Annotated in this window: 15 protein-coding genes; 1 reads left to right on the plus strand and 14 read right to left on the minus strand. The window is 46.2% G+C overall.

The features are described from left to right. Window positions 1–2: 2 nt before the first annotated feature. From EFBL_RS17605 to EFBL_RS17645, 9 genes are all read right to left on the minus strand, one after another. The gene (locus EFBL_RS17605) at window positions 3–1,361 is read right to left on the minus strand and encodes an efflux RND transporter periplasmic adaptor subunit (RefSeq protein ID WP_231705861.1); all 1,359 of its coding nucleotides are present in this window, start codon (window positions 1,359–1,361) and stop codon (window positions 3–5) included. Window positions 1,362–1,476: 115 nt separating this feature from the next. After that, the gene (locus tag EFBL_RS17610; protein WP_096183598.1) at window positions 1,477–2,889 is read right to left on the minus strand and encodes a HAMP domain-containing sensor histidine kinase; all 1,413 of its coding nucleotides are present in this window, start codon (window positions 2,887–2,889) and stop codon (window positions 1,477–1,479) included. Next, window positions 2,870–3,559, minus strand: coding sequence for a response regulator transcription factor (locus EFBL_RS17615; RefSeq protein ID WP_096183601.1), 690 nt, complete (start codon window positions 3,557–3,559; stop codon window positions 2,870–2,872). The genes EFBL_RS17610 and EFBL_RS17615 overlap by 20 nt, the downstream gene beginning before the upstream one ends. Window positions 3,560–3,632: 73 nt before the next feature. Beyond that, window positions 3,633–4,160 carry a hypothetical protein gene (locus EFBL_RS17620; protein ID WP_096183603.1) on the minus strand — a complete coding sequence of 176 codons (528 nt, stop codon included), beginning with the start codon at window positions 4,158–4,160 and terminating at the stop codon, window positions 3,633–3,635. 162 nt (window positions 4,161–4,322) lie between these two features. Next, window positions 4,323–4,748, minus strand: coding sequence for a DoxX family protein (locus tag EFBL_RS17625; protein ID WP_096183605.1), 426 nt, complete (start codon window positions 4,746–4,748; stop codon window positions 4,323–4,325). A gap of 178 nt (window positions 4,749–4,926) precedes the next feature. Beyond that, window positions 4,927–6,324 (minus strand): YVTN family beta-propeller repeat protein, encoded by a 1,398-nt coding sequence (locus EFBL_RS17630; RefSeq protein ID WP_096183699.1) that lies wholly within the window; start codon window positions 6,322–6,324, stop codon window positions 4,927–4,929. A 47-nt stretch (window positions 6,325–6,371) separates the two neighbouring features. Continuing rightward, window positions 6,372–6,563: a DUF2933 domain-containing protein gene (locus EFBL_RS21980; protein ID WP_096183607.1), complete on the minus strand. Its 192-nt coding sequence runs from the start codon at window positions 6,561–6,563 to the stop codon at window positions 6,372–6,374. Between the two features lie 96 nt (window positions 6,564–6,659). After that, the gene (locus EFBL_RS17640) at window positions 6,660–8,048 is read right to left on the minus strand and encodes a sensor histidine kinase (protein WP_096183609.1); all 1,389 of its coding nucleotides are present in this window, start codon (window positions 8,046–8,048) and stop codon (window positions 6,660–6,662) included. Beyond that, window positions 8,045–8,719, minus strand: coding sequence for a response regulator transcription factor (locus tag EFBL_RS17645; protein ID WP_096183611.1), 675 nt, complete (start codon window positions 8,717–8,719; stop codon window positions 8,045–8,047). The genes EFBL_RS17640 and EFBL_RS17645 overlap by 4 nt, the downstream gene beginning before the upstream one ends. Window positions 8,720–8,933: 214 nt before the next feature. Here EFBL_RS17645 and wrbA point away from each other — a divergent pair, with 214 nt between their 5' ends. Continuing rightward, a complete protein-coding gene (gene wrbA / locus EFBL_RS17650; RefSeq protein ID WP_096183613.1) occupies window positions 8,934–9,548 on the plus strand; it encodes an NAD(P)H:quinone oxidoreductase in 615 nt (204 codons plus the stop codon). Window positions 9,549–9,622: 74 nt separating this feature from the next. Here wrbA and EFBL_RS17655 read toward each other — a convergent pair whose 3' ends face one another. The 5 genes from EFBL_RS17655 to EFBL_RS17675 all read right to left on the minus strand — a co-directional run bounded on the left by EFBL_RS17655 (window position 9,623) and on the right by EFBL_RS17675 (window position 14,691). Further along, a complete protein-coding gene (locus EFBL_RS17655; protein ID WP_231705862.1) occupies window positions 9,623–10,960 on the minus strand; it encodes a 4Fe-4S binding protein in 1,338 nt (445 codons plus the stop codon). Between the two features lie 2 nt (window positions 10,961–10,962). After that, complete coding sequence (locus EFBL_RS17660) at window positions 10,963–11,373, minus strand: hypothetical protein (protein WP_096183617.1); 411 nt, start codon at window positions 11,371–11,373, stop codon at window positions 10,963–10,965. A gap of 212 nt (window positions 11,374–11,585) precedes the next feature. Then, window positions 11,586–12,356, minus strand: a complete 771-nt coding sequence (locus EFBL_RS17665) for an urease accessory protein UreH domain-containing protein (RefSeq protein ID WP_165912537.1) — start codon at window positions 12,354–12,356, stop codon at window positions 11,586–11,588. Window positions 12,357–12,424: 68 nt separating this feature from the next. Further along, window positions 12,425–13,375, minus strand: a complete 951-nt coding sequence (locus EFBL_RS17670) for a F510_1955 family glycosylhydrolase (RefSeq protein WP_096183620.1) — start codon at window positions 13,373–13,375, stop codon at window positions 12,425–12,427. Window positions 13,376–13,599: 224 nt separating this feature from the next. After that, window positions 13,600–14,691, minus strand: a complete 1,092-nt coding sequence (locus EFBL_RS17675) for a multicopper oxidase family protein (protein ID WP_207907583.1) — start codon at window positions 14,689–14,691, stop codon at window positions 13,600–13,602. Window positions 14,692–14,707 lie beyond the last annotated feature (16 nt).

A 14,707-nucleotide genomic window follows, 5' to 3' on the forward strand; every position in this document is an offset into this window, starting at 1 on the left:
GGTTACCGGACTCCCCTCACGCCGCCACCGGGCCCACCCATCCCCGGGATGCCAAGTCCACCGGCGGGTCTCGTTGCAGAGGAGCCAGAAGTACCCATCTGCAATGCAACTTGCTCTCCTTCCTGCAGTCCGGAGACGATTTCAACCCGATCCGAACTATAATAACCGACTTTTACCGGCTGGAAGCGAAGTGGAGACTTTTCTTGCGGCGCTTGACCTGCAACGTAAACGCCATCGGATCCGTTTTGATATTTTAACGCGGCAACCGGAACATAAAGGACATTTTTATGAGTTCCTATTTCAATGGTAACATTTGTAGTCATTCCGGTTTTCAACAGATTCTCCTGATTATCAACGGAAAGAAGCACCTTATAGGAGGTAACCCCGGATTCCGTGGTAGCTTCCGGATAAATGGTTGTCACCTTAGCCTGAAATTTTTTGTCCGCAAAAGAACTGGAAGTAACTGTCGCCTGCATGCCCACTTTGATTTTTCCGATGTCACTTTGGCTGACCTGCGCCAAGACCTCCAGTCCTTCCGTATTCGAATTGTCCATAACGATAAATGCGGAATTGTTGTCGGGTATTTCGCCCACGTTACCATTGACCTGCACAATTACCCCATCCATCGGTGCTTTTAGCGTGTATTTTTGCAGTGCAACTTCTTGTTTCTGCAATTGGGCTTCTGCCTGCAGAACCGCCGCCTCGGCCGATTGAATCGAAGACGCTTGCGGCGGGGCCTTAACCTGATTGTACTGTGCCACAGCCACATTGTATGAGGCCTGTGCCTGATCCAGGTCGAGCTTGGCCTGATCCAATTGCATCTTGGGTACGCCGCCGAAATCGAATTGCTTTTTTGTGTATTCGTATGTAGTCTTGGCTCCTTCAAGAGTTAACTTGGCTTTGTTCAGGTTTTCTTCCTGTATCGCAATCTCTTCCTGAGTCGCCCCCTGCTTCACTTCCGACAAACGTGCTTGTGCCGCCAGAAGGTTGGCTTTCGCGTTAGCGACCTCAGCTCTGGCGTTGGCATCTTCAACCGTTGCCAGCACTTGGCCCGCATTAACCTGATCTCCGATTTTAACATTGACCGATGTAACAACTTCGTTGCCAGTCCCCGAGAAATTTAACGAAATCTGTTTTGGCGCCTGCACGATGCCCGACGCAGAAACGGTTTCCGTCACATCTCCCCGTTTTACAGCCACCCATTGGATCATGGGGGATGCGTTAGGCTGGGCTGCAGATTTTTGATACATCCAATACCCGGTCCCGGCAAGCAGCAACCCGACGATTGAGAGAATCGCAGTTTTTTTTCTGTTCTTTCTGCCAAACGAAGGCTTAGTTTCGTTTAGAACGATTTCGCTCACGTTTCTTTCCTCCTGACCCGTTTCCTGATTTGGACACGTCCATTGCGTTTCATCCAAAATATTATGGCTGTTGAATGTGTCAGGCATATGTCCAAGACAGTCAGGCAATACATTTTTATTTTGGCAAGCTGAATGAAAATGTGGTTCCTGTCTCTGAGCTTTCTTTTAACACAAGGTCGCCGCCCAGGGTTTTGGCAATCATTTTGCTTAACGGCAAGCCCAGACCCAAGCCCCGCACTTTGTATTTTTTGTCCTTTCCCCTAAAGAAACGCTCAAATATTAAGGGTTGTTCCTCTTCCGGTATTCCAATGCCATTGTCCTTTACATCAATCCTGATTTCTTCACCTTCTTGATATAAGATAACATCGATTTTTCCTCCGATGCCGGTCGCCTGCTTGGCGTTATTCAACAAATTGATCAAGATCTGCTGAATACGCATGGCATCAGTGGTTGCATAAATAGTATTTTCCGGCACCCATGTATGAAGGTCGATCCCATTGTCATCTTGTACGACTAACCACTGGTGAATGATTTCTTGTATCAATCGATTCATGTTTTGCGTATCTTTTTGAACCGTCATGGCTCCTACCGCAAACGAGTTGAAATGGAGTAAGTCTTCCACCATTTTCTGCAGTCTGCCTGTTTCATTTAAAGATATATTCAAAAATTCTTTAGCTTCTTCTCCCGTCACAACCCCATCCTTGACCGCTTGAATAAGGCCGCTGATAGAGGCAACAGGGGTTTTCAATTCGTGCGTGACTCCAGCCAAAAGTTCTGTACGCAAGGATTCCAATTGCTGCAGACGTTCGGCCATTTCTTTAAAGGAGTGGATTAACTCGTAGACTTCCTTTTCCTTTACGGTTTTTTCCAAACGAATCTCGTAGTTCCCGGCCACAATCTGTTTGGCTGCGCCTGCTACCTCTTGGATCGGTTTTGAGAGTTTACTTGTAAGCAGATAGATGACAGCCCATCCGAGCAATGCCAGGCTTCCCAGCATAATCCCCAGCAACTGCAGCTCCTCTGTATTCCTGGGTATGTCTTTTTCAGGATACACGAGATGAACCCATCCGAGAGTTTCTTGATTGTATTCAATCCTGTTCTTGACAAGGTACAGTTTTTGATCAGGTCCTATGGTAATCTTGTCTACAGTCTCTCCATTCGCTTTTGAGAAAGAAAGAATTTGCCTTAGTGCGGTTGGTGGCAAGTCGGGCCTGCTGTATAGCGGTATTCCATATTTATCGGTAATAATGAGCAGCAATTCACCTTCCAAGTGCAAGAACCTCTGCCTCTTCTCGATAATTCTTGGCAAGAAAGGACCAATATGGAGATTGCCCTCGGTGTCAACAACCCTGTCAGTGATTTCTTCCGCCATCAATCTTATCGTATCCAACCGGTTTTCGATGGTTGAATATCTTATCCAAAGCGTAGAGATGATTCCGATGATCAGCAGTCCGATAAAAAGAGTGACAAGATAACGGGTCGTCCAATACCTAAGCAAAGAGATCCGCTTATCGCTTTTCGGAGACACAGAATTGATACCCCAATCCTCGTAATGTTTTTATTTCCCCTTCGGATGATGGCCAGTTTTTCAACATCTTTCTGATTCTTTTGATTGCCAGGTCAACAGCCCGGTCACTTCCTTCATAATCATACCCCCAAATGTGTTCAATCAATTGTTCTCTGGTAAACGTTTGATTTGGATGCTGAGCGAGAAACAAAAACAAAGAAAGGTCGCGGGGAGTAAAGTTGAGTTCTATTCCATTCAGTGAGACGGAGTGTCCTTTGAAATCAATCTTTAAACTGCCATAGTATATGGTTTCATTGCTTTCAATAATCTGGGCAGATCTCCTTAGCACAGCATTTACTCTTGCCACAACTTCATCTGCAATAAAGGGCTTCGTCATATAATCGTCAGCCCCCTGGTTCAATCCGGACAATTTTTGATCAATTTCCCCAAGAGCCGTCAGCATGATCACCGGACAAGAACTTCTTTCGCGAATATATTTCAGGATGCTCCATCCGTCCAAGTCCGGGAGCATGACATCCAATACCACCAGGGACGGTTTTATGAAATCGAATTTTTCAATTGCTTCTTGCCCGGTAAAAGCCTGTTCCACATTGAAATTTGCTTTCTGCAGATAGACTTTAAGAACCCGGGAAATCACCAATTCGTCTTCAACAATTAAAATAGTTTTCATCTCCGGACTCCTTTCTTATCCGTTATTATAAACGAAAATCCCCGATACTAAATCGAGGATTTACTTGACTGTGTTATCTGCTGGGGCCTCTATGTTTATGATGCGAATCAAACCCGAATCCACCCGGGAACCCTTTTCGAGAAAATAATTCTTTCGCTTTGTCAGGGTAGTTCTCAAAGATTTCCTTCCTAATTTCTTTTGTACTTTTGTTTTCAGTCGAAATCCCAAGTTCCTTGGCCGCGTTTAAAACCTTTGTATCATGCACTTCCTTTGCCAAATCGCGAAGCTCTTTCCCATCAGCGGCAATTCCGAGTTCTTGCGCTTCTTTTTTGATTTTGGCTTCCATTACTTCTTTGCGTAAAGTCCGGGTATCTTTGCCGTCTGTTGCAATCCCCAGTTCTTGAGCTTCTTGAACGAGTTGTTCCTGAGATTGCTTGCCATGATGTCCCCAACTATGTTTCCCTTGCCTTTCTAAAGTTTGCGTTTTGTCTTCGACAGAAGAATTCCCTGTTGTATCATTCGCCGCGAATGCCTGGACCCCTCCCAACACACCAACTGTCATCGCTCCTGCAAGTAAAAGCCCAAAAGATTTTTTCTTCATTATCAATCTCCTCCGTTAAAAATGTTTTGCGTTGCTTGCAAGAATAGCTTAGCTCCCGAATGTGTCAGGCGGATGTCCAAATCATACTTTCATTTTCAGACAAGAAAAGGCCTTCCTGATGTCCAAGCGGATCAAGAAGGCCGTTGATTTAACGGAATTTTTTCAAACGGACGCATCAATCTCGTTTTTTCCGGAACGATGAAAGAGTGAATCGAATGAATACAGGATGCTTCCGTTCATGAAAAGATATGACGCCATCGCTAACAGGGCCAAATCCAGTTCATACCCTGCCGATTGTCCACTTCCCAACAAGCCGGCAGACAATTTCACTTTAAAAATTGCCCCGATCATTACAATTCCCAGTAATGCTGAAACAAAACGAGTGCCAAGACCTATGATTAAGGCGATTCCTCCAACCAATTCCAAAGTGGCCACTACATAAGCCAGAAATCCCGGAAGTCCAATGCTGCCAAACCATCCTGCAATATTTCCGACTCCCATCTGAAATTTGGAAATGCCATGGGCCAAAAATGTAATACCTAGCACAACACGCAAAATCAGTGCGCCCCATTCATTCTTTTTTGACATCTTGTCATCCTCCAATATTATTTTATTTTAATTACGTTTCGTAAGTAAATATATAATAGTTATATACAAAAATCAAGTGTGCAATATTTCGTGAGTAAAGACCAAGATAATCAAACACATCAATTAAAGGGTAAGACTCTGTTAGAAGTCTTACCCCTCAATTCAAGATGAAAGGATATTATTCCCACGTAAAAGTTACCGGTTTGTCTCCGATTCCTCCAACTTCCAATGAAACCTTGCCTGGCTGATATTTTGGAAACAGTGCCAGATATATAGGGTGATGGGAATCACTGCTTTGCACGATCCATTTTGCCGGTGCCACTTTGGCTTTGTTGTCCGAAATCAGAAATACATTCCGGTCAATCGGCAAGGAAGTCAAATCACCCGAATGCGTAGTGAATGAGATTCGAAACACTTCATATTGTTCGAAATCCGCTTTGGTTACGTCTTTTACCTGCTGCTTCGAATCCAGATCCTCTGTCCCCAGTTTTTCGGCATCGATTTGGACGGGACCGGATTGCCCGGTCTTGATCTTATTAAGAGGTGCTTTGCTGCTTTCAGAAGGCTTGGCCACATAATCTTCAAGAGAGATTTCATGCGGTTCCGTGCCAACAGGAATCCTCGCTGTTACCGTTCGCTTGGCAACATCGATCTTCACGATGTCGTTTGATTGCCGGTTTGTCACGAACGCCCATTTTCCATCCACGGAGAAGGCAACGTGGTTTGCATAAGCACCGGTAGGAATGGTTGCCACTGTTTTCAGGGTATTGCCGTCAATTACCGAAACATCGTTTGATTTGTTGTTGGCTACCCATATCTGTTTGCCGTCCGGCGAAACGGTAACCCCGTGCGGCGCTTCGCCGGCCTGAATCTCCGCCACGGTTTGAAATGTGAGAGTATCAATGACGGATACCGTATTTGAATTGACATTTGCAACAAATGCCCGCTTCCCGTCGGGGCTGACGGCAACTTCATTCGGCACTTTACCTACGGGCAAAACTTTCAACAGTTTGTTGCTTCTGGCGTCGACTACCGCAACTGTATTTCCATTCACATTGGCGACCCAAACCTGTGAACCGTCAGCGGTGACCGCCACGTGAGCAGGACCCTCGCCTGTTTGAATTAACGCTTTTTGTTCAAAATGGACAGTGTCAACAACCGCCAAGCCACCGCCGGTTTTGCCGAGTCCAGGATTCAACGAAACATACAGGTACTTGCCGTCAGGCCCAATGTCAATCCCGTGTACCCCTTCCGTAAACTTGAGTTCCTTTACAATCTTTTTGGTTTTTGTATCGATGGCAAGCAAAGATTTCCCTTCAAATCCGGTACCCGAGTATATTATACCCCCATCGGGACTGATGGCGATTCCATGAGATGCTTGTTTTGTTCCAAGAGGAATCGTATCGACCTTTTTACCATCGTTTGGATTCACAACAGATATGGACCCGTCCCCTGCGTTGGGTACGTAAAATACGGAGGCCGGCTCACCCGTGTTTGACCATTTGTTGAACCCCCACCCTCCTGCTGCAGCAAGTGCGAGCACAGGCACCAACCAAAATAACCATTTCTTTTTCATCATTCATCCCTTCCCTTTGCAAGTGTAGGTCTGGATTGTTGTTTTCTTCAGTGTTTGTGGCCGGAATGACCTGAATGATTGTTATGCCCAAAGAGATGCATTAACGGGCACATCAGAAACAGACCGTACAAGAGCCAATCCCATCTTCCTGCAATCGCAAATCCAACAAGTACAGCCAGGACTGCAACCAACAACAGTCTCTTCAATGAGACTGACATACGAACCACCCTTTTCTCCATGTTAATATCTTAATGGTACAGAGAAATCGTGAAGGGAATCTGAATCAAACCTGAGAATTGGATAAGAAAAAACACCTTTTCATGTGTGAAAAGGTGTCATTGTACCTTAGGAAAGTTGACGAGAAACTCGGTTCCCCTGCCCGGTGTGCTTGTTACAACAAAGCTGCCTCCATGTTGATCCACGATCCATTTGGCGATGGAAAGACCGAGTCCCGTTCCGTCTGGCGAATGGGCTCTTGCCGCTTCACTGCGGTAAAAGCGGTCAAATATATGCGGCAAATCCTTCGAATCGATACCGATCCCGGTGTCAATGACCTTAACCGTCGCATTCTCTTTATCCCCGGATATCGCTAAAGTAACCGTTCCCCCAGCCCGGGTATATCGTACAGCGTTTTCCACCAATATTAGCAATAGCTGTTTGAGCAGATCCGGATCTCCCCAGGTTGCAACTTTCTTCTCCAATCTGCTTTTAATGGAGACTTCTGTTTTCCATGCCTGGATTTCCGTTTCCACTTCTTTGGCGATTTTGGTCAGGTCTGCAATCTGCTTCCTCACTTCCTGTCCGGCGTCTGCACGTGCAAGTGAAAGAAGATCGGCCACCATCTTTGACATTCGAACCGCTTCATTGCGAATATCGCTCAGAATCTCCTCCTTCTCCGCAGCAGGCAATCCCTTCATTTTCTGCAAGATGTCCAGATTTCCCCGGATTGTTGTGAGAGGAGCGCGAAGTTCATGGGAAGCATCTGCGATAAATCTCTTCTGACTGACATAAGCGTTTTCCAGACTTTCCAACATCCGGTTGAATGTTTCAGCCAGTTCACCCAGTTCATCTTTGGGCCCTTCGTGCATCACCCGTTGGTGAAACCCTTGTGAAGCAGCAATCGCTTTCGCCGTGTCGCTGATCAATTCGACCCTGCTTAATGCTTTCTTCGCCAGAAACCATCCGACAAGCGCCGCCAAAACGATTCCAATCAACGTAAATCCGACGATCAACCAGCCAAGTCTGTTCAGAGACATATCGATTTGCTGCAGAGATATTTCCGATTGGATATACCCCATCATTTGTTGATTGATGCGGATGGGTTGGATCAACATCCGGTATCTGCCCAGAACGGGATCAGTGACCGTATGCAATGTGTCCTTGGTCATGGTGCTGATGTCCGCAAAAGGACTGTGAGGAAGTTGGTTCGATTCGAGGTTGGATACTATCTTTTTGCCGTTTGCATCTTTTAACACCGTATAAACGCCACTCAATGTGAACTCCCCGGCGGAAAGACGGATTTGTTCCAAGGGTTTTCCACCCCTGATCTCTTCTTCCACTTCTTCTTTGAAATGAGTCGAGACGCTGGTCAGAGAACGGTCAATCTCTTTGTAATGGGATGTCCGGTGTGAAATATAAATGCTGGAAGTTACAGTGACCAGAAGCAATCCGAATATCAAGCAGTACCAAAGGGTCAAACGCAGGCGTATCGGCATTGTTTTCATTCTTTCATCACATACCCCGCTCCCCGAACTGTATGAATCAAGCGTGATTCCCCTTGTTCTTCCAGTTTGCGGCGCAAATATCCAACATAAACTTCCAAGACATTCGATTCCCCTTCATGATCAAATCCCCAGACCTTTTCCATAATCAGTTCCCGAGTGAGAACCCGCTGCGGATGGTTCATGAAAAAGGACAGAAGATCGAATTCGGTTGTCGATAGCTCAATAGATCGCTTTCCCCGAAAAGCCGTACGAGAGTTTAAATCCAGAATCAAATCCGCAAATTGCAACCTGTCTTTTGTTTCATCCCCCTTTGCACGCCTTAATAGAGCCTTCACTCGTGCAACCAATTCTTCAAACGCAAAAGGCTTTACCAAATAATCGTCCGCTCCCGTTTCAAGTCCCCGTACCCGATCCTCTACCGTATCTCGGGCGGTCACCATAAGTATGGGGATGTTCCCCTCTTTTCGCAACCTGCGGCATACTTCCAAACCGTCAATTCCCGGCATCATCACGTCAAGAATAACCAGATCCGGGATCTCCTCCAGAACCATCAGCAGGCCTTTCCTCCCGTTTTCGGCGGTTATTACGTCAAACCCTTCGTAAGTAAGCCCTCTTCGCAGCATCGCAGAGATTTTTTTATCGTCCTCGATAACGATGATTTTATGACTCATTCGGGGTCACCTCTCCTAAGGTTCATCTTGTCTCATTCTTCTCAGGCATTTTTCCGTGGGAATTTATCGTAACTAAAAGTTTTGAAGAACTTATGAAGAAATTTCCCAGATAGAGACCCTACATTTTTCTCGTTACTTTACAAAAGTTAGTTTATCGGTTACAATGAATCCGTCGCAACGATCCAAAACTATTATGAGAAAGTGGGGATTTGAGATGAGTAATGTCAAACTGGCGATTCTGTACTACAGTTCCACCGGCACCAACTACAAACTGGCGCAAACGGCTGCGGAAGCGGCAAAAGGCACAGGGGCCGAAGTGAAAGTGCTGCGGATTCAAGAACTGGCTCCGGAATCGGCAATTGCTGCAAATCCGGCTTGGAAAGCCCATTATGAAGCTACCAAAGACGTCCCGGTAGCCACATTGGAAGATCTTGAATGGGCGGACGCGTACATATTCTCCATGCCAACCCGATTCGGAAACGTTCCATCTCAGGTCAAACAATTCCTTGATATGACAGGCGGGCTCTGGTTCCAGGGCAAACTGGCAAACAAAGTCGTAAGCGCAATGGCTACCGCAAGCAATCCGCATGGCGGCCAGGAACAGACAATATTATCGTTTTACACCACCATGTTCCACTGGGGTGCCATCATCGCAGCCCCAGGTTATACCGATCAGTCGATCTTTGCGGCAGGCGGCAATCCATACGGGACCAGCGTAACGGCACGTGAAGACGGACAGATTCCGGACGAAGCGTTGGAAGCGGTTCGCCATCAAGCGAAGCGGACTGTTCAAGTCGCACAATGGGTAAAACAAGGATTGCAAGGATAGGAGAGCATCATAAAACGAGCAGGAATTCAAAGGCGAATTCCTGCTCGTTTCACTCAAAGGAAATTTTTGCTTGACTAAACCCGGTGAGACATTGGCAGCGAGAACAGATAGATGTTGATTGCCGCCAACAGTACCATCAATGCATAATAGGGAAACAGTTTACTAAAGGAACCCTTGTTGCCAATTCGATATACGGTGTAAATGGAACCTGCCATTCCGAGCAGGATCAGTCCGTATTGCATAAACTGCACGGTTGTTGCCGAAGCAAAGCTGGGATCACCCGTCAGATTGACCCCAAACAGAGAGACAGTATTGAACCAGACCGCTTTTCCTTCGGTAACCATGTGGAACAGGTTGTGCGCCACGTGCCCCGCCAGATCCAATGGAATGATTGCATAACCAAACCGGACAAAATTCTCCATTATGGCTGTTTTTGACCATTTGGATGCTGTCAGTCTTGCGGTGAGCATTAACATTCCAATTGGAAGCAGCATGGAGATGATGAAAGCAACCGTAAAGTTGACATTGTAATTTTGGGTGCCTGTAAGACTGCCAATAATTTGCAAAATGTCTTGCCAGATCTCAAGCATCGTGATGTTCTGGACAAACACGATTCCCATGATCACGGAAGCCAGAAACGCGTGTTCCATCTTCGGGTTTTTGATTCCCCAAAGTTCACTGGTCGGTTTGCGTGGTGATATGCGAATGGAGTTGTTGGGACAAGTCTTGACACAATTTCCGCATAGGTTACAGTCCGCACTGGTGTCCATCGTTCGCACAAACTGGAACATGGGACATCCTTCCGTTTTTTCATTCCCTTTGAAACAGGATTGAGTTTTACAGGTTTTGCATATGTCAGGGGTACCGCGCAATTCGAGCATTCCGGAACGGGAATAGTTGCCGGCCAACCCTCCCAGGAAGCATAAAGTTTTGCAGAATGTCCTTCTTTCATAAAAAACGGAAGTCGCGACCACCATCGTTGTCAGTATCAACAAAAGGTACCCGGATCCCCTCGGCGATTCAACAATTCCCCAAATGTGGTCAGCCCAGGTAATAAGAATAAAGAAAAGGTCAATCAGCCAGATTCCATATTTCTTGAGGAATTTTGGAACGGGCCGTTCACTGCCCACAAACTTCCGAACCAAGTCACTGAGTTTGCCGAACGGACAGACAGCACACCAGAATCTACCGAGAACCAGAAAAACAATTGGAATGATAGGCCACCACAACACCCATGTGGTGGATGTACCAAAGTTCTTGCTGGGATTTGAGGTTCCTGCCACCAATTGGTACACTACCGTGGCAAACACCGCCATGGCGATCCATTGGAAGATCCCCGGGTACCACCGGCTTTGAATGAATTTCTTGATCAATGGAAAATCCAGCAAGTTCATTCGCTTTGTTTGCTGCATACTCAAGCACCTCTTCTCCGAATCCATTTGTTCCAGATTCCTGCCAGGATAAATCCTGCATTGACTGCGGCAAATGCCCCGAGAACCTTAAAGTTGGGTGGGGTTTCGCGAACCTCTTTTCCATCTCCGTGCCCCCCGCCTTCAGAATCGCCACTGCCGTGGTCATTACCGCCTGATTTGTGATTCCCCTCTGTTGCCGGGTTGTGTGATTCCATATCGGGTTCATGTTTGTCGGTGGGTTGCATCTTCTGATGTTCATCCGGGCTCATATTAGAATCCGTCGACGTCTGTTCATGTTTTTCCCCACTTCCGCTTCCGTGCCCGCTGCCATGCGGATCATTTTCTGCCGCCCAACTCCAACCAGGGGACAAAAGCAAGATGGAAAAGGTCAATGCCACAATTCTCTTTCTCATAAATCCAACTCCCTTCTACTACGGCCCTTAGTTAAGAAAATAGGGAGAAAATATGGATTTCCGGTGAAGAAACCGACAAACAATCCGTGTCGAAAGTTTGTCGGATAAATGACTTTACAAAGCGATTCTAAGATGAAGGAGATTCTATAAATCAACACAAAAAAGCGATGCTTTACAGCACCGCCAAAATGGGATGTTCACCACCTCCAGATTTATAACAACCAATAGAGAAAAGTGTCGTTAATCCCCAACAAAATAAAGAGTACTGCAACAACCTTGGTTACAATGCGGTTAAATTTTCCTGCGCTCCGAATGAACTTCTTCTTCAACACATCGCTCCCTGTAACCAACAAGTAAGTCAGGAACAGCAAGGGAACCGCGGTACCAACCGCAAATACGGCAGGAAAGAAAATGCCGCCGGTGGATTGCATGCCAAGGGGCACAAGCGTCCCAAAAAATAACAGGAAAAGGGTCGGGCAAAAGGCCAGAGAAAACACGATCCCTAACAAAAATGCTCCCCACGCACCTCGTTTGGGTACAATTCTTAACAACTGGTTCTTAAGTCCTTCCCCCACTGTGGATTGGAATTTAAATACACCCAGCATTGCCAAGCCGCTGATGAGAAAAACAGGACCTATTCCTTTTCGCACAACCTCTATCGCCGGTATAAGGTATTCAGATATCGACTCCATTTGTGTACCAAGGAAAATTACAGTCCCTCCAAGAATCGAGTAAGTCAGAATCTTACCCGCCACAAATCCCAAAGCTTGGCCAAAGGTTGCTTCGCTGTTTTCTGAATAGCGGGCAATATACCCAAAAGCCCCCATATTAGTCGAGATCTGGCAAGGAGCTGTGGCACCGGCGACTCCAAGTATCAACGCTACCAATATAGGAATCTCTGTCCCTCTTGCCAGCTCGTGTATAGGCTCAGCCAATGAGTTGGCCAATTGTGCATACCAGGAATACAAATCTATCCATTGCATGCTCATTCCCCCGGACGAAGACAATTCTAGATTCCCATTGAGAGTATCAAACAAATGTGAAGATAAGATTATTGCTTGGCACTCCCCTTTTCCATCAAGGGAATCCAGGTCTTACCCCCATCACGGGTCTCATACACCGAATTTTCATAGGAAGCTGCCACTATTTGGTTTGTATCTTTAGGGTTAACTGTAATGTAAGCAACGGCGTCATTCCCCAAATCCAATCCTAACTTGTCCCAAGTTTTCCCTTTGTCCTTGCTTACCATAATCCCTTGCTTATTGGAAGCTATCACGTAGCCGATCAGTTGATCTGTGCCGGGTATCACTTGTAATGCAGTCAGCAATGCCTTGTCATCCTGTAACTTCCACGTCTTTCCGCCGTCTTGTGAGGCCAATATGCCCGCTTCATCAACACCAGCCAACAATTGGTCCGGATTATCAGGCATGGAGATAAACGTTATTACTTTATGAAGGTCATTCGGCAGTCCTTGGGGTTTTATCTGTTCCCACTTGCTCCCTCCATCAGTACTTTTGTAGATACCTGCGCCGTACTTTCCTTCTCCCATTTGGTTCAAGCCATAAATGATATTTGGTTGTTTCTGATTTGGGACCAATATGTGAAAATCAATTTTCCCATCCATGGAGAGGGCTTTCCAAGTTTTCCCTGAATCTTTGCTGCTCATGAATCCGAGGGGATTCGGCATCCTTACCCCCTTACCGGGGTGACCGCTGGTAATCATGGTTCCATCAGGCATCACGTTAAATCCCATCAGGTCCAAGTTTTCTCCTACCCTGTTCCATGACTTTCCGTCTTTGCTGTTTAACAGTCCTTCATGGGTAGCAATATACAAGGAACTACCATCCGAAGAATACGTCAATCCATGCATGTGTTCAATTTTTGCAACAGGCTCGTTGGAAGGCTGGGCTGCCCCCCCGGAATTCGAAGAATTGCCTGCACCACACCCCGTCAAAATCAATGCAACAGTAACACTCACAGCTGTTAACTTAAGCAGTTTCATTTGGATTCTCCTTTGAAAAATGGATTGAAATATGAATCAGATACAGTAATCTTACAGATCGATTATGAAGAAAGAATGAAGAAACGAGCACTCAAACTTGACCGTTTTGTTACTTATTTCTCCCGAAAAGTGAACTGTTAGTCAAATTGGATAGTTACCAGTAACCAGAAAATACCCTCTGCAAATTTGAGACCTGCAGAGGGTATCATGTTTAAACAATCAAATTAATGTTTCATACCCGGCATGTTTTGATCAGACATGTTCATGTTTGGGGATTGACCTTTCTGTTCAGTTGCAGAAGGAGCCGGTTGCCCTTCATACTGGATCACTCCGATCAAACCGCCCGGTTCCACTTCCCCATTCATTGTGTGATGCAATTCATGGCAGTGGAAGACCCATGTTCCGGGGTTATCGGCAATGAACTCAATGTCGTAGATTTTTCCTGGCGCTACATCAATTGTATTCATGACCTGAGGTTGTGCCACCGGATGACCATCCTCAGCAATCACGCGAAAGTCGTGTCCATGCAGGTGCATGGGGTGTGCCAGGTTGCTGATGTTGATCAAGCGCATCCGTACTTTCTCACCTTTTTTGACTGTTAACGGTTTTGTGTCAGGGAACGCCTTGCCGTTGATTGTCCAATAATTGTAATTCATTCCCCCACCGCCATGGGCCATCCCGTTCGTTTCATTAACGATCCAGCCGCTAAGCATCCAGGTTATATCCTTGTCGTATTTTGGTTGATCTTCCGGCTTTTGCGGATCAATGATAAAGGGACCGTACAACCCTTTGTCAATCTGCTCCACACTGTTTAAATGGGAGTGATACATAAAGGTACCCGCATGGTTGGCAGGAAACTCATAAGTGAAAGATTCTCCCGGCTTGATGCCGTTTTGTGTCAAAGGCGGAACCCCATCCATATTGTTTGGAACGTGCAGACCGTGCCAGTGGATGGCAGTTTCTTGTTGCAAATTATTTTTTACAGTAACCCTGACAGTGTCTCCTTCTTTAACCCGGATTTCCGGACCCGGGATGGAACCGTTCACGGTTATGGCATCAATGGAGGTCCCTTTTACAAGCTCCCACTTCCCCGGTTTGATCTCGAGTGTAAAAGATTTTGTTTCACCAGTCGGTTTAATCTCGTTGGTTTCTTTTAAAGGCGGCAGATTTCGAAGTTGAGTAGTTGTCAAAATTGATTCAGTACCTTCTTTGGCAGCAGCGGTCGTGGCCTCTTTATCCGCCTTCCATCCATACACCATAACACCTGCAACAGCTGCAGAAACGGCAAGTCCCATCCATAACGCTTTTTGCTTCATAGAATTCTCTCCTTCA

It is taken from the genome of Effusibacillus lacus (assembly GCF_002335525.1).
Classification (GTDB): domain Bacteria; phylum Bacillota; class Bacilli; order Tumebacillales; family Effusibacillaceae; genus Effusibacillus; species Effusibacillus lacus.

Bases quoted from the DNA above. Each gene is read 5' to 3' on its own strand.
- EFBL_RS17670 (WP_096183620.1), bottom strand. From the start codon at position 13,375: ATGAAACTGCTTAAGTTAACAGCTGTGAGTGTTACTGTTGCATTGATT.
- EFBL_RS17620 (WP_096183603.1), bottom strand. From the start codon at position 4,160: ATGAAGAAAAAATCTTTTGGGCTTTTACTTGCAGGAGCGATGACAGTT.
- EFBL_RS17640 (WP_096183609.1), bottom strand. From the start codon at position 8,048: ATGAAAACAATGCCGATACGCCTGCGTTTGACCCTTTGGTACTGCTTG.
- EFBL_RS17625 (WP_096183605.1), bottom strand. From the start codon at position 4,748: ATGTCAAAAAAGAATGAATGGGGCGCACTGATTTTGCGTGTTGTGCTA.
- EFBL_RS17615 (WP_096183601.1), bottom strand. From the start codon at position 3,559: ATGAAAACTATTTTAATTGTTGAAGACGAATTGGTGATTTCCCGGGTT.
- EFBL_RS17660 (WP_096183617.1), bottom strand. From the start codon at position 11,373: ATGAGAAAGAGAATTGTGGCATTGACCTTTTCCATCTTGCTTTTGTCC.
- EFBL_RS17645 (WP_096183611.1), bottom strand. From the start codon at position 8,719: ATGAGTCATAAAATCATCGTTATCGAGGACGATAAAAAAATCTCTGCG.
- EFBL_RS17630 (WP_096183699.1), bottom strand. From the start codon at position 6,324: ATGAAAAAGAAATGGTTATTTTGGTTGGTGCCTGTGCTCGCACTTGCT.
- EFBL_RS17675 (WP_207907583.1), bottom strand. From the start codon at position 14,691: ATGAAGCAAAAAGCGTTATGGATGGGACTTGCCGTTTCTGCAGCTGTT.
- EFBL_RS21980 (WP_096183607.1), bottom strand. From the start codon at position 6,563: ATGGAGAAAAGGGTGGTTCGTATGTCAGTCTCATTGAAGAGACTGTTG.
- wrbA (WP_096183613.1), top strand. From the start codon at position 8,934: ATGAGTAATGTCAAACTGGCGATTCTGTACTACAGTTCCACCGGCACC.
- EFBL_RS17665 (WP_165912537.1), bottom strand. From the start codon at position 12,356: ATGCAATGGATAGATTTGTATTCCTGGTATGCACAATTGGCCAACTCA.
- EFBL_RS17655 (WP_231705862.1), bottom strand. From the start codon at position 10,960: ATGCAGCAAACAAAGCGAATGAACTTGCTGGATTTTCCATTGATCAAG.